Source organism: Streptomyces sp. PA03-1a (assembly GCF_033792805.1).
In the GTDB taxonomy this organism is placed as follows: Bacteria; Actinomycetota; Actinomycetes; order Streptomycetales; family Streptomycetaceae; genus Actinacidiphila.
Genome location: NZ_JARAVO010000026.1, coordinates 1 through 13636 on the forward strand (window position 1 = coordinate 1; position 13636 = coordinate 13636).

Annotated in this window: 11 protein-coding genes and 3 pseudogenes; 3 read left to right on the forward strand and 11 right to left on the reverse strand. The window is 70.4% G+C overall.

The window, feature by feature from the left end; genetic code table 11:
* Window positions 1–382 (forward strand): PP2C family protein-serine/threonine phosphatase (locus PV341_RS08160; RefSeq protein WP_500357212.1); only part of this gene is annotated, 382 nt, incomplete at its 5' end.
* 45 nt (window positions 383–427) lie between these two features.
* On the opposite strand, the gene PV341_RS08165 is transcribed toward PV341_RS08160, so the two are convergent.
* From PV341_RS08165 to PV341_RS08200, 8 genes and pseudogenes are all read right to left on the reverse strand, one after another.
* Window positions 428–1084, reverse strand: coding sequence for a hypothetical protein (locus PV341_RS08165; protein ID WP_500357214.1), 657 nt, complete (start codon window positions 1082–1084; stop codon window positions 428–430).
* Window positions 1085–1292: 208 nt separating this feature from the next.
* On the reverse strand, window positions 1293–2549 hold the full coding sequence (locus PV341_RS08170) for an ABC transporter substrate-binding protein (protein WP_500357216.1): 1257 nt from the start codon (window positions 2547–2549) through the stop codon (window positions 1293–1295).
* A gap of 214 nt (window positions 2550–2763) precedes the next feature.
* Window positions 2764–3135: pseudogene (locus tag PV341_RS08175) on the reverse strand (protein kinase domain-containing protein); the annotation flags it as partial.
* A pseudogene (locus PV341_RS08180) lies at window positions 3129–3488 on the reverse strand (protein kinase family protein); the annotation flags it as partial. The pseudogenes PV341_RS08175 and PV341_RS08180, both read right to left, overlap by 7 nt.
* Window positions 3488–5614, reverse strand: a complete 2127-nt coding sequence (locus tag PV341_RS08185; protein ID WP_500357218.1) for a bifunctional serine/threonine-protein kinase/ABC transporter substrate-binding protein — start codon at window positions 5612–5614, stop codon at window positions 3488–3490. The gene PV341_RS08185 and the pseudogene PV341_RS08180, both read right to left, overlap by 1 nt.
* Complete coding sequence (locus PV341_RS08190; protein ID WP_500357220.1) at window positions 5614–6435, reverse strand: hypothetical protein; 822 nt, start codon at window positions 6433–6435, stop codon at window positions 5614–5616. The genes PV341_RS08185 and PV341_RS08190 overlap by 1 nt, the downstream gene beginning before the upstream one ends.
* A gap of 407 nt (window positions 6436–6842) precedes the next feature.
* Window positions 6843–7106 carry a hypothetical protein gene (locus PV341_RS08195; protein ID WP_361013646.1) on the reverse strand — a complete coding sequence of 88 codons (264 nt, stop codon included), beginning with the start codon at window positions 7104–7106 and terminating at the stop codon, window positions 6843–6845.
* On the reverse strand, window positions 7103–7921 hold the full coding sequence (locus tag PV341_RS08200; RefSeq protein ID WP_500357222.1) for a phytanoyl-CoA dioxygenase family protein: 819 nt from the start codon (window positions 7919–7921) through the stop codon (window positions 7103–7105). The genes PV341_RS08195 and PV341_RS08200 overlap by 4 nt, the downstream gene beginning before the upstream one ends.
* Window positions 7922–7991: 70 nt before the next feature.
* Between PV341_RS08200 and PV341_RS08205 the strand changes: the two genes are divergently transcribed.
* A complete protein-coding gene (locus tag PV341_RS08205; protein ID WP_500357224.1) occupies window positions 7992–8774 on the forward strand; it encodes an AraC family transcriptional regulator in 783 nt (260 codons plus the stop codon).
* A gap of 159 nt (window positions 8775–8933) precedes the next feature.
* A pseudogene (locus PV341_RS08210) lies at window positions 8934–10162 on the forward strand (IS701 family transposase).
* Window positions 10163–10443: 281 nt separating this feature from the next.
* On the opposite strand, the gene PV341_RS08215 reads toward PV341_RS08210, so the two are convergent.
* Genes PV341_RS08215 through PV341_RS08225 form a run of 3 tightly spaced genes read right to left on the reverse strand, consistent with a single transcriptional unit; the run spans window position 10444 to window position 13611 of the window.
* Window positions 10444–11679 (reverse strand): iron-containing alcohol dehydrogenase, encoded by a 1236-nt coding sequence (locus PV341_RS08215; RefSeq protein WP_500357226.1) that lies wholly within the window; start codon window positions 11677–11679, stop codon window positions 10444–10446.
* A gap of 1 nt (window position 11680) precedes the next feature.
* Window positions 11681–12154: an Ldh family oxidoreductase gene (locus tag PV341_RS08220; RefSeq protein WP_500357228.1), complete on the reverse strand. Its 474-nt coding sequence runs from the start codon at window positions 12152–12154 to the stop codon at window positions 11681–11683.
* Complete coding sequence (locus PV341_RS08225) at window positions 12151–13611, reverse strand: NAD-dependent succinate-semialdehyde dehydrogenase (RefSeq protein WP_500328789.1); 1461 nt, start codon at window positions 13609–13611, stop codon at window positions 12151–12153. Before PV341_RS08225 ends, PV341_RS08220 begins: the two co-directional genes overlap by 4 nt.
* Between the last annotated feature and the right edge of the window lie 25 nt (window positions 13612–13636).

Here is a 13636-nt window from a genome sequence, read left to right on the forward strand (position 1 = left end):
TGGCCACCCGCCGCCGCTGCTGCTCCACCAGGGCACAGTGCAAGCCCTGACGCCGTCCTGCCCGCTGCCGCCCTTCGGCCTGGAAGACCTCTACACCGGCCCCCCGCCCAAACCCGAAAGCCATCCGTTCCTCCCCGGCGACCGCCTGCTGCTCTACACCGACGGCGTCATCGAAGCCCGCAACCGTAACAACGACTTCTTCGCCCTGCCCGAAGCCGTGCAAGCGCTCCACACGTGCACGCCTAAGGCGTTCCTCGACCAACTACACCAGCGGCTGCTCCACCACACCGAAGGCCACCTGGCCGACGACGTAGCAGCCATCCTCATCGACCGCCCCACCAACGAAACCGACAACCCCACCCACCGCCACGGAACAAGCTGACCGCCCACTGACGGGGCGGCCGGGGGCAGTCAGGCAGGCGGCCGGTCAGCTGCCAGGGCCGCGCGCGTCGTGGTAGCCGAGTTCGAGGTAGCGGGTGCGGGTGCTCCAGGAGCCGAGGTCTGGCGTATTGGCCAGGACGTCGTGCCAGGGCCGGGTGCCGGGAACGGCCGCCTCACTGGAAGCCGCCACCTTGCCGGAGGCCGCCTTCCCGGAAGGGTCCCCCTCGTCGTGCGCGGGCAGCAGATGGCCGGGACGCCCGGCCCAGAGCCGCACCCCCGATCGCGCCTCGGACTCCCAGACCGGCTCCCACAGACCCACCGAGAACATGCCGGCGAGCTGGTGCATGGCGATGAAGCTGGCCACGCCGTCCTCGGGGTCCGTGCGGTCCGGGCGCTCGGTGAGGGCGTGCCACAGGATGTACATGTTCGGGAGCCGGACCTCGGGCTGGAAGCGGTACACCAGCCGCTCCAGCCTGATCGAGCCGATGCTCGGCAGCTGTACCCGGGTGAGCGGGACCACTTCACGCTCGCCGCCGGTCCAGGTCAGCGTCTGGTTGCGGCCCATGTAGCCGGGTTCGCTGAAGATCGTGACGTGGAGGCGTTCCCGGCGATCAGGCCGGCGGTTGTGCAGCAGGCCCGCGCCGGCGACGGCGCCGCCCACGCAGGCCAGGCCCGCCAGGAAGATTCCGGTCCTGCGTTTCATCGGGACGATGCACCTCGCTTGTGACGGGACGGGCGCCTCCATCATGCGCCCCCGACCAGCTGTTGCTCTACCGTCAGGCCCGATCCCGAAGAGCTCCTTGCGACCCCGCATCCCGCTGACCGCACGCTGCCCTGCCCAACTCCGAGGATCGTCATGGTCAATGGCGGGGCAGCGGCGGCCCAACGGCCTTGTTCAGGTCTGTTCGGGCTTACTTGACCTGGTCGTAGCGTCCCAGGAAGTGGAAGGCGTTCCCCTTCGCCTGGAACAGGAAGTACAACGCGCCCCGGTTCGGATCGAGGCTGTGGGTGTCGTCGGAGGTGAAGCGGAGGGTCTTGGCGAGTCCCTGGTGGTTGACGTCGAACAGGTGTTGGGCCACGGCCCCCGGTCCGACGTCGGCCGTCTTGCCCAGTCTCTCCAGGGTGCGTGCGACCAGTCCCACGGCGTCGTACGCCTCCGGGGACCAGCGCCCGGGTGCCGTGCCGAAACTAGCGCGGTAGGCGGTCTGGAAGGTGCGTGACACGCTGCCGGGGTCGGTGAACGGGGTGCCGAACAACCAGTCCTGGCCCGCAGTACCGGCTTGCTGGAGGAAGGCCGGGCGCATGATGTGCCAGGTGCCAAGGCACGGTCCAGTGAAGCCCGCGTCGGCTAGTGCGCGGGCGCAGCGTGCGGCGCGCTCGGGCGATGTGCCGCTGAAGACGACCGCCTGCGCTTCGGCGGCGAGGGCGGCGTGGACGGCGGGAGCGAAGTTGTCGCTGTCGGCCGCCACGGGGTGGACGCTGGTCCTGCCCTCATGGGGCGGCGTCTGCGAGATCGCGTTGGTGAGGTCCGATCCCGTGCGGCCCGCCGCCCGGTCGTCGATGACGGCGGTGCGGTCGACCGGTCGTACGGCGGTCAGATAAGCGGCCAGCGGCAGCGCCAGGTAGGACTCGGGTGCTCGGGTGACGCGCAGAGTGCGGAGTTTGGACGGTGTGAGTCTGTCGTCGTCGAGGGAGATCAGGACCATGGCCGTGCCGGCGTTCTGGTAGAGCGGGCCGGCGGCGAGCGCCGCGGTGACCGTGTTGGGTCCGAGGACCGCACTCACCTTGGCCTCCGTGAAGCGCCGGGCCGCCTGCTTCGCGCCGGTCTCCTCGCCCCGGTCGTCGACCGTGTCGAGGGCGAGGCGGAACGTGATGCCAGCACGCGCGTTGTGCTGCTCCACGGCAAGCCTCGCCCCCCGTTCCTGCGCCACGCCCTCCGCCTTGTTTGCGCCGCTGAGGTCGGCCTGGAAGCCGAGGGTGTATACGGGAAGGGCGCCGCCCGAGCCCTCTGTGCCCCTTCTGCCAGCAGCCAGATAGGCGGCGGCCCCGCCGCCGGCGGCGACCACGGAGGCCGCCGCGCTCCCCATCAGCAGCACGCGCCGTCGGGTCGGAGAGCGGGCGTCCTTCGCGGGCGACGACGCCGGGTCGGCGGCCGGGTCGTCGCCCATCGGATGCCGTGGGGGGGCGCTGGGGGGTGGGCACGTCCAGCGCTCGTGCGGAGCGTTCGGCGACCACCTGCAGGACCGCGGGCGGCAGCCAGTGCGCCCTTGGTGCCTCGGGCATTTCCCGCGCGAGTAAGGCCCGCGGGTCACCGAGCGCCGCCGCGACCTCGGCGGCCGTCGGCCGGCTGGTGGGGTCCTTGGCCAGACAGGCCCCGATCAGAGCCTGGAGCTGGCCGGGGACGTCCGCCAGGTCCGGCTCCTCATGCACCGTACGGAACAGGACGCCCGCCGCATATCCAGTGCCGAACGGGCGCCGGCCCGAGGCCGTGTACGCCAGGACGCAGCCCAGCGAGAAGACATCGCTGGGCGGGCCGACCTCCCCGGCGCGGGCCTGTGCCTGTTCCGGCGCGAGGAAGCCGGGCGTGCCCATGACGGCGCCGGGTGCGGTGAGGGCGGTGGTGCCCGCAGCGTGGGCGATGCCGAAGTCAATGAGGCGTGGACCGTCCAGGGCGAGCAGGACTTGCCCGGTTTCACATCGCGGTGCACAACTCCCGCCGCGTGGACGGCGGTGAGCGCATCGGCCAGCCGGCATCCCAGAGTCCGTACGGCAGCGACGGGCAGCGCGCCGAAGCCGTCAACCGCCTCCACCAGTGAGGGTCCGGGGATGAACTGCGTGGCCAGCCACGGCTCCCTGGCCTGGGTGTCGGCGGCTACGATCGGCACCAGCCAGGGCCCGGTCAGGCCGCGGACCGCCGTCACCTCGCGCCGGAATCGGATGCGGAAGGCCGGGCCCGCCGCGTGTTCGGCGCGGATCGTCTTGAGGGCGACGAGCGCCCCGCCTGTCGCGCGGGCGAGGTAGACGACGCCCATGCCCCCCGCGCCAAGCCGGGCCAGTAGCCGGTGCCCGCCGATGTCCTCGGGGTCGTCAGCAGTCAGGGGCTGCATCAGATGCCGACCTTGCCCGCGTAGGAGTACCGGCCATCCTTCACCTCGTAGCGGAAGACGTCAGAGCTCTTGAGCCACCACCGGTAGTCCTTGTCGAACGCATACGTCCGGACGAGTCCCTTGTACGCGCCCTTCTGCAGCAGGTCGTACAGCCGGTTCCCGGAGGGCCGGCCGCCTGCCTCGGTGAGGCGGGTGATGACCATGCGGGCCACGTCGTACGCCTCGGCCGCCCAATAGGGGGGTGCGGAGCCGTAGCGCTTTCGGTAGGCGGTGGCGAAAGCGCGGACGGGGGCGGCCGAAGGGTCGATGTACGGGGCGAAGATCTGCCAGCCGTCGGCGGCGCTGCCCGCGACGGTCAGGAACTCCGGTCCGGCGGCCGGGTAGCCGAGCACGCGTATGCCGCTGAAGCCCGTCTGCGCGAGGGCGCGTGCGACGGCCGCGCCGCGGGCCGGAGTGCCCATGTAGACGAAGCCGTCCATCTGGTGTGCGACCATCTCCGCGACCACCGGGGCGAGGGTCTCGGCCAGCCGCGGTACGACCCGCGGCTGGCCGGCGATCTTGAGAACCCCGAGGTACTGGAACATCGTCCGGCCGAGCTGCCAGGCCGGGATGCCGCCGTCGCGGTCGATCAGCACACTCACGCGCCGGGCGCCCTGGGTGTGCAGGGAGTAGGCCGCCGTGCCGGGCAGGCTGGTGTAGCCGGGGACGGCCTGGAGGAAGCGACCGGGCTCCGCGGTGCCGTACTCGGACTGCGCGGACGACGCCGTGATCTGGGGGACGAGCTGTGCGTCGTAGCTGTCGAGGCTCGCCCCGGTGGTCGTGTCGCCGGTCGAGCCGATGACGGCGAGCAGGTCGCGGTCGGCGGCGAGGGTGCGGGCCACCTTGGCGGCACGAGTCGCGTCGCCCCGGTCGTCAACCGTCTTGAGGACGAGCATGAAGGGCTTGTCCTTGCGGGAGTTGAACTGCTCGACAGCCAGCCGGACGCCGCGTTCCTGAGCCTGGCCGATGGCTTTCTGCGGGCCCGTCAGGTCGGCCTGGACACCGAGGACCCAGCGGCGGGCGACGGACGAGGCGGTAGCGTCGTCGCGCTGCGCGGCCCACAGGGCAGCACCGCCACCGGCCGCGAGCAGGGCCGCGCCGCCGCTCAGCAGGAGGAAACGGCGGCGGCTGGTGGAAGGTGGCGGGAGAACTTCCGTCGGCTGTTCGTCCGCCCTCCCATCGAGGGCCGTCGCCTCGATATCCGGCAGGGCGAGCATCGCGGCGGAGCGGTCCGCGATGAGTCGTACGACGGGGTCGGGCAGCCAGTCGACGGTGTCGTGGGGCGTGTCCTCCACCAGCGCCTCGTCCACCTGGCGGGCGGTGGGCCGGGCGGCCGGATCCTTGGCGAGGCAGCGCACCAGCAAGGCGCGGATGTCGTCGGGGACACCGTCGAGGTCGGGCTCGTCATGCACGGTGCGGTACAGGAGGGCGTCCACGGCACCGGTGCCGAAGGGCAGGCGGCCGGTGGCCGCGTAGGACAGGAGACAGCCGAGGGAGAAGACATCACTGGCAGGCGAGGCAGGCTGTGCCCGGGCCTGCTCCGGGGCGAGGAAGCCGGGTGTGCCGACGATCATGTCGGCCGAGGTAAGTGCCGTCTCCTCAGTGGCGCGGGCGATGCCGAAGTCGATGAGGCGCGGGCCGTCGACAGCGAGCAGCACATTACCGGGCTTGACATCGCGGTGGACGAGTCCCGCGTCGTGTACGGCGGTCAGGGCACGGGCCAGCATCCGGCCCAGCACGCGCACACCGCGCCACGGCAGCGGACCGCAGGTGGCGACAGCCTCGGCGAGCGAGGGGCCAGACACGAACGCGGTGGCGAGCCAGGGCGCGGCCGCGTCCGGGTCGGCGCCGGTGACCGGCACGGCCCAGGGGCTGTCCACACGCCGGGCGGCGGCGACCTCACGGCGGAAGCGCGCGCGGAACTCGGCCTGGTCGGCGTACTCGGGCAGGATCACCTTGACGGCGGCCAACTCCCCCGACTCGGCACGCCCGAGATACACCACGCCCATCCCGCCGGCACCGAGCCGGGCGAGCAGACGGTGACCGCCGATGTGCGCCGGATCGGTGAGGGTGAGCTTCTCGATCATCAACGATCGCCCTTCGTACTGCTGGGCTCCGGTGTGTCGCGTTCGATCGCGGCTCTGAGCCGGGCCCGCATGCCGACCTGCGGATCCCGCAACCGGTCGAACAGGTCAGCCCGGGACCAGCCCTTGGCACCCTTGGCGGATACCGCAAGCGTGAACTGGCCGATGCGCGTCTGCTCCCAGATGTACGGGTGGGGGCCGCCAACGTCGGCGCCCGTGTAGGCGCCGAGCTCGGTGAGAGTGTCATCGGCATATGCGTTGCCCGAATCACCGAGGGAGTTCGGGACGTCGTTGAGGGACGTGATCACCTCGTCCGAGCGCAGCCGCTGCGTGGGACAGCGCATCATCTCCTCAAGGACCCCGGCGTTCTCCCAGTCGGCCTGCGCGGGATTGCGGTGCACCGTGACGACGGCACTCAGGCGGAGCGGACCCTTGGCACCGCTCGCCGGTATCTCATAGGAGCGGGTCAAAGTGGCCAGGACGTCCTTCGGGAGCGCCTGCTGCTGCCAGACACAGCCGTCGCCGAGAACCGGCCAGCGCCGCGGGTCGCTCTCGTAGGGGGTCCGGCGGACGGCGCCGGGGCCGAAGGCAGCGGCGTCCGGGATGACGCCCCGGATCAGCGCGGTAGCCTGAGCGGTTGTCTTCGGCAGTGCGGCAGGGTCGGAGTCCACGACAGTGGTCGCCGACGGGCCAGCAACCGCAGTGGCAGCCGCCTTCTTCGCAGACGTCGGTACTCTCGGCCCGCCCCCACCGGAGGTACAGCCGGCGAGCACCAAGCCGCTCACCGCGACAGCGCAGACCAGGCGCACCGCTTCCCTGCTCACGACCGCAAGCCCCCCGGGATCACCATTCACCATGCTCCGCCGAGATGCTAAGCGGTGACCGGCATGACACAACACCCGGTTGACGATCACGTGGCACAGCCGTACCCCTCCCGTCACACACCCGGCACACACTGACGGCGCACCGCGGTACCAACGGCCCTTCAGTTCGGCTCGGCGGCTACGTTGGCGCACGGCTCCAGCTGCACCTCCCCGAGACTGCGCTACTGCTGCTGAAGACGGCCATGCCCAAGCCCAGCCCCGCCTTCGGCAAGGGCAAGCCAGGAACAGGCTTACCCTGATCGAAGCCCCCGCGCCCGCAGCCCGATGCCGGCCGTACAGCGTGGTCCGTAGCGCAGGGCCGCCACACGCGTAGGGGGCACCCTCCGCGGAGGGCGCCCCCTACGCGTTCAGCCCTGGAGCTTCTCGAAGAAGAACTCGTGCTTCAGGAACGACGTGTCGTACTCCGCGCCCGGGTACGGCGGGATCAGCTGCGCGGCCTGGAACAGTCGCCAGCCGTCCTGGAGCGCCGCGACGCCCGTCTCGTACGGCGGTTCGTCGCTGTCGCCGGTGGTCGGGCTGGTGTGGCCCGTGCCGTCGTACTGCGACCAGCCCACCACCTCGGAGTCGAGCGCCGAGTTGGCCAGATAGAGGACCAGGACCTGCTGCTTCATGCGTGGCTCCGGAGGGTGGGCCGGTTGGTGACGCGGGTTGCCCAGTAGTCGATGTCGAAGGTGTCGTCGCCGGTCAGGGCGCGCCAGAGTTTCACCCGGTTGTAGATTTCCAGGCGGCCGGTGGCGAGCTCGTACCAGGGGAAGGTGCGGCTGAGTTCCCTGGCGACGGCGGGGTCGTCCAGGTCGGAGGTGTCCCAGAGGCGGACCTGGGGGACGGTCGGGTTGAAGCGGATCTTGAACATGTAGCGCAGGATGTCGCTGTCGTTGCGCCGGCCGCCGTGCCAGATGCCATGGTGCAGCAGCACGACCGTGCCGGCCGGGCAAGTGAGGCGGGTCTGGCCGCGGAGGTTCTGGTAGCGGCCGGTGTCGGACTCGTTGGTGCGGCGCAGATGGCTGCCGGGGACGCTGAGGGTGCCGCCCATCTCGGTAGTGACGTCCTGCGGGTAGTACATGAGCTGGACGTCGAACGCGTCGGGCCGGATGTCGATGACGGCGTCGGCGTGCAGGGGCTGGGCCTCGCCGCCGTGCGGTTCGCGGACGTGGACGAAGTGGTGGTCGACGGTGGGGCCCGGGCCGACGAGGCTCTCCAGGGCGCCGGCGACGGCCGGGAGCTCGATCAGCCGGCGGGCGAAGGACCCCTCGGGGAAGGCCTTGTCCACGGGGGTGCCGAACGGCACCTCGGGGATCCCGGCGTCGAAGACGCCGATGGCCTGCTCGTTCATCTCCGGCGGTACGACGGCGTCCAGGCGGAGCGAGCCGTGTGCGACGAAGCTCGCCACCTGGGCCGAGTTCAGTAGCTGCTTGCTGGTTGACATACGGCAAGCCTAGAAAGGGCCTGCTCGCCTGTCGTGTGCTCTATTCATCGACTACTGGTAATTTCTCACCATGACCGGTCATGTGGTGCTGCCGCTGGACGAACCGCCGCGGGCGGTGAACGCGGGCGTCGGCATGCACGGCACCCTCGGCTCGCACGACGTCTTCCGGCTTCCCGGCCTGTGGCAGCTGCACCTGTATACCTACTCCGGCGAGCTGGCCTTCGGCGGCGGCCGGTATCCCATCCGGCCCGGGCACGTGAGCCTGGTGCCGCCGGATGTAGAGGTGCACTTCCACTACGAGTCGCGCCGGAACGAGCATCTGTACGCGCACTTCGCGCTGCCCGGCCGCGGTGAGCGGCGGACCGTGCCGGTGATGCAGAACGCGGGCGCGGAGGCCCCGGTGCTCACCGCTCTGCTGCGGCACGCGGTGGCCGCGATGCCGGTGTCGCCGGCGCGGGCGGCTGCGGAGGTGTGGACGGTGCTGTGGCACACGGCGCAGCTCGGCGGCGGCCAGGAGGCGGCGGGGCAGTCGCATCCGGCGCTGGCGGCGGCGTTCGCGTACATCGAACAGGGGCTGGCGGGACCGCTGCCGGTGCCGGGGATCGCCCGGGCGGCGGGGATCTCGCACAACCACCTCACCCGTCTGTTCCGCACGGGCACGGCCGACACGGTGGTGTCCTATATCCGCCGCCGCCGTATGGAGCGCGCCCGGCATCTGCTCCAGGCCTCGACGATGCCGATCCCGGCGGTGGCGGCGGCGGTCGGCATCCCGGACCTCCAGGCCTTCAACAAGACCTGCCGCCGCGAACTGGGAGCGGCGCCGCGTACGATCCGCGAGGCGGCGCGGCCCTAGAACTAGTACTCCAGCAGGATTTCGCTGTCTGACCTGGTCTTTCGCTGGGCGGCGGGAGTGTAGCGGGACTTCGATCGTGCGGGAGCGGTCTCACGGAGACCGCCCCTCGATCGTGCGACAACGCCGCCGGTAGTGACACCAGCGGGGCAGCCTCCGAGGGTGATCACCGAGTCTGCCGCCGCGCAATGGGACCTCGAACTGGATGACCTCTTCCTGACCATCGGGCACCGCTTCGACCGAGTCGAGCTCCGCCGCCGCATGCGTGACTACGTACGCGGGCTGCTCGCCCCGGTAGCCCGCAAGAACAGCTGGCAGCTGGCCGAACAGGCCGGCCACTCCATCCCACCCCTGACGGCCTGCAACACCTCCTCGCCGGATCGAAGTGGGAGCCCGACGACATCCGCGACGACCTGCAGGAATACGTCGCCGACAGGCTCGGCGAGGGCGACGGTGTCCTGATCAGCGACGACACCGGGTTCATCAAGAAGGGCACCACCTCAGCCGGGGTCCAGCGCCAGCACTCCGGAACCGCAGGCCGCACCGAGAACTGCCAGATCGGCGTCTTCGCCGCCTACGCCACCACCCGCGGCAGGGCTCTGGTCGACCGAGAGTTCTACCTCCCGAAGTCCTGGACCGAGGACCGGGAACGCTGCCGCGCGGCAAGGGGCCCCGACGAGCGGGAGTTCGGCACCAAGGGCGAACTGGCTCGGCACATGGCGCTGCGGGCCCTCGCCTCGCCGCTGCCCATTCCCTGGGTCACCGCGGATTCCGCCTACGGTCAGGACAACCGATTCCGCCGGCTGCTGGATCAGTCGGGTGTCGGCTACATGCTGGCCGTGCCCAAGTCCCAGTTCAGCGTGGTCTGTTCACGGATCGAGGTTCTGTTCGGGCGGGCCCCGGACGAAGCGTGGGAGAAGATCTCATGCGGCGACGGCGCGAAGGGGCCCCGCCTCTACCACTGGGCAGCGGCGCGGCTGCCGGCCGTCGCCGAGTTCGACTATCAGGGCGAGGTCCCTCACCGGATGCGGTGGGCACTGGCCCGGCGCAGCATCAGCAAGCCCGACGAGATCGCCTACTACCTCGCCTACGCACCCCTTCACGTCACCGTCCAGGAGCTGGTGCGGGTCGCCGGGGCACGCTGGGCGATCGAGGAGTGCTTCCAGGCCGCGAAGAACGAGTGCGGCCTGGACCAGTACGAAGTCCGTCGCTACGTGGGCTGGTACCGGCACATCACTCTGACCATGCTCGCGCACGCTTTCCTGGCCGTCACGGCACACCAGCCCTGGGAAAAGGGGGCGGAACAGGTGAGACACCCGGGCTCATCGGGCTCACAGTGGCGGAGGTTCGGTGACTCCTGGCAGCTTGTCGTGCCCGGCCCCCGCACCTGAGCCGACACCGCGGACGACACCACGCGCTGAGCTGGTCGAACTGGCGCCGCCGACGCCAGGCAGTCGCCCGCCGCTGTCACTACCTGCGGCGTTGTCGCACGATCGAGGGGCGGTCTCCGTGAGACCGCCCCCGCACGATCGAAGTCCCGTTACACTCCCGCCACCCGGCGAAAGACCAGGTCAGACAGCGAAATCCTGCTGGAGTGCTGGCTGAGTCGTAGCCGACCATTCCGATACCCAGGGTGGGGCAGGGAACTCGCCGTCATGTGAAAGGCCCGTCACTATCTCTGCTCCGGAGTCAGGACGTGTCGGGTCCGGTCCCCGATCCAGGCCGCTTCGAGGATCGCGGTCAGACTGGCGGTGTCGGTCGGGCCTGGATGGTTCTGGATCAAGCGGGTGACGCCACTGGCCATCTCCGCGAAGCGCGGGAGGTCGGCGCGTGCCACGCCGATGTCCGCCAAGGTGGCAGGGATGCCGATGTCGGCAAGGAGCCCGTCGAGCCAGGTGAGGAACGTATCTGCGGCCTCGGCATCCGAGGCGTCGGTCACGTCGAGCCCGCACACCCCGGCGAGGATGGTCAACCGGTCGACGATGGCATCCCTGGCCGCGTCCAGCGCGTAGGGCAGCAGCAGCCCGACGCCCAGGCCGTGCGGTGTGTGGGTGGCTGCGCCGATGGGGTACTGGAGGGCGTGCGGAGCCGCGTTGCCTGCGTGGGAAAATGCGAGCCCGGCCAGCATGGACCCATAGGACATGTCCGCGCGCGCGTCCTTGTCGCCTCCGTCCCTGACGACATGGGGCAAGCTGCGGGCGATCCGCTTCGCGGCCAGGAGCGCGTAGTGATCGGTGATCGGGTTGCGGCCGAGGAAGACCTGCTCCACCGGGTCGCGCGGCCCGTGGGCCCGGGGTCGCGCGGTGTAGCTCTCCACCGCGTGACAAAACGCGTCGATGCCGGAGTGGGCAGTGACGGTCGCAGGGCAGGTGTAGGTGAGCTCGGGGTCGACGATGGCGAAGTCGGGCACGATGTGGACGCTGGAGACCCCCACCTTCAGCTCGCGGTCCGGGTCGGTCAACACCGAGACGGGCGTGAGCTCGGAGCCGGTGCCTGACGTCGTCGGGACCGCGACGAGAGGAATCGTCGGCCCCGGCACCTTCGACTCGCCGTAGAAGTCGCGCGGCGTCCCACCGTGGCGCCGGATGACGCCGACGATTTTGGCGAGGTCGATCACCGTGCCACCCCCGATGGCGAGGATTACGTCGGCGTCCACCTCTGCGGCGACCGAGACGGCCAGGGCGACATCGGCGAGCGGCACGTCCGGAGTCGCGTCGGCAAACACCCCGACGACTTCGACCTTCTCCCGCACGGCGGCCACGATCTCGGCCACGCCCGGCTGCCCCAGAAGAACGCGGTCGGTCACGATGAGGACTCGCGAGCCACACTCGGCCACCACTCGTGGGATGTTCTGCGCGACCCCTTCGCCCACTATCAGCTGGCGTGGTCCGCGGACGGTCTCAAGCATGTCAGTGCCTCTCTGGAACGTCGGCGGTGATGTGCTGGGCGGACGTCCAGTTCACCTGCGAGACCGGGACGGCGTCGGCTGCCGGATGGCGCAGGCGCGCGCCGGGCTCCCGGACTCGGTCGTGCCCGGGCACCCTCGGGTGCATCGCGATGAAGACGTCGCCCCTGGCGGGCGGGTCAGTCGGGGTCCCGCGGACATCGTCGCCAAGGGCGGTACGAGTCAAGGTCGCGACCAGCACCTCGATCATGAGCCCGAGGGCGTAGCCTTTGGGACCACCGAAAGGGCTGATCGCCCCATCCACCGCCGCGGCCGCGTCTGTGGCGCGCACACCGGCGGAGTCGACGGCGTCCCCGGGTGCCAACGGATTCGTGCCGGCCATGGCCCGGCTCCCGCCCCACGCGTGGAGGCCGGTCAGGTCATGTGTGCACAGGGCGCGTTGATCCTCGCCGGGCACCCGGAGCAGCAAACCGGTCACGGTAGGTCGATCGCCGCGTAGGTGACGTCGAGGTACTCAAGGATGCCCTCGTGCGACCCCTCCTTGCCGATCCCGGACTGCTTCACGCCTCCGAACGGAGCTGACGGGTCCGAGATCAGACCGCGGTTGATGCCGACCATCCCGGTGTCCAGCCCCTCGGTGAACCGGAGCGCCCGTTGGAGGTCACGGGTGAAGACGTATCCGGCCAGGCCGTGCTCGGTGTCGTTGGCCTTCGCCATGACCTCGTCGTCGGACGTGAACGAGATGATCGGCGCCACCGGGCCGAAGATTTCCGCCTGCAGTATCCGCGCGTCTTCGGGCACGTCGACGATGACCGTAGGCGGGTAGAAATGGCCTGGCCCATCCGGACGCTCGCCGCCCACCAGGACGCGGGCGCCGCGATTGACCGCGTCGGCGACGAGCTCGTCGATCTCGGTGACCGAGGCCTCGTCGATCAACGCCCCGACGTCCACGCCGTCGTCGAGACCATGGCCCACCGAGAGCGCGCCCATCCGCTGGGCGAAGCGCGCCGTGAACTCCTCGCGCACCGGCTCCTCGACGTAGATTCGGTTCGCCGCGATGCAGGACTCCCCGATGTTGCGCATCTTGGCCACCATGGCACCGTCGAGCGCGGCGTCCAGGTCCGCGTCGGCACACACGATCAAGGCCGCGTTGCCGCCCAGTTCCATGGAGGTGCGCAGCACGTTGTCCGCCGCCTGTCGTAACAGCACGCGCCCGACCTCGGTCGACCCGGTGAACGAAAGCTTGCGGGTCCGACGGTCGGCCAGCAGTGCTGAGACCACCTCGCCGGAACGCTCGGTTGTCACGACGTTGACAACGCCCGGGGGAACGCCGACCTCCTCCATGATGCGGGCCAGGAACAGCATGGTGAGTGGCGTCCGGGCTGCCGGCTTGGTGATCGTCGTGCAGCCCGCCGCCAGCGCAGGAGCGATCTTGCGGGCGCCCATGGCCAACGGAAAGTTCCAGGGCGTCACGAAGACGCACGGTCCGACCGGCTTCGGCACGGTGAGGATGCGATATCCACCAGCGGGAGCGACGTTGTAGCGCCCCTCGACGCGCACCGCCTCCTCGGCGAACCAACGGAAGAACTCGGCACCGTAGGCCACCTCTCCCCGAGCCTCGGCGAGCGGCTTGCCCATCTCGAGCGTTATCAGCCGGGCGACTTCCTCGGATCGCTCGGTCAGTGCCCGGTACGTCGCGGTCAACAACTCTGACCGCTTTCGCGGCGGGGTCGCCGCCCACTCAGCCATTGCCTTGCTCGCCGCGTCCAGAGCGGCGAGCCCGTCGACGACGCCGGCGCCCGCCACCTCGGCGATGGTCTTGCCGGTGGCCGGGTCCTCGACGACAAAGGTGGCTCCGCCGGCGGCGTCGCGCCAGACGTCGCCAATCCGGAGCCGCCGGTGCTCGGGGGCCAGGACATCCATCGGGTCACTCATTGCGTCGCCTCCTGTGATGTTCTTG

Excerpts from the sequence above, each read along its gene's own strand:
- PV341_RS08170 (WP_500357216.1), bottom strand. The coding sequence starts at position 2,549 with ATGGGCGACGACCCGGCCGCCGACCCGGCGTCGTCGCCCGCGAAGGAC.
- PV341_RS08205 (WP_500357224.1), top strand. The coding sequence starts at position 7,992 with ATGACCGGTCATGTGGTGCTGCCGCTGGACGAACCGCCGCGGGCGGTG.
- PV341_RS08195 (WP_361013646.1), bottom strand. The coding sequence starts at position 7,106 with ATGAAGCAGCAGGTCCTGGTCCTCTATCTGGCCAACTCGGCGCTCGAC.
- PV341_RS08185 (WP_500357218.1), bottom strand. The coding sequence starts at position 5,614 with ATGATCGAGAAGCTCACCCTCACCGATCCGGCGCACATCGGCGGTCAC.
- PV341_RS08215 (WP_500357226.1), bottom strand. The coding sequence starts at position 11,679 with ATGCTTGAGACCGTCCGCGGACCACGCCAGCTGATAGTGGGCGAAGGG.
- PV341_RS08165 (WP_500357214.1), bottom strand. The coding sequence starts at position 1,084 with ATGAAACGCAGGACCGGAATCTTCCTGGCGGGCCTGGCCTGCGTGGGC.
- PV341_RS08225 (WP_500328789.1), bottom strand. The coding sequence starts at position 13,611 with ATGAGTGACCCGATGGATGTCCTGGCCCCCGAGCACCGGCGGCTCCGG.
- PV341_RS08200 (WP_500357222.1), bottom strand. The coding sequence starts at position 7,921 with ATGTCAACCAGCAAGCAGCTACTGAACTCGGCCCAGGTGGCGAGCTTC.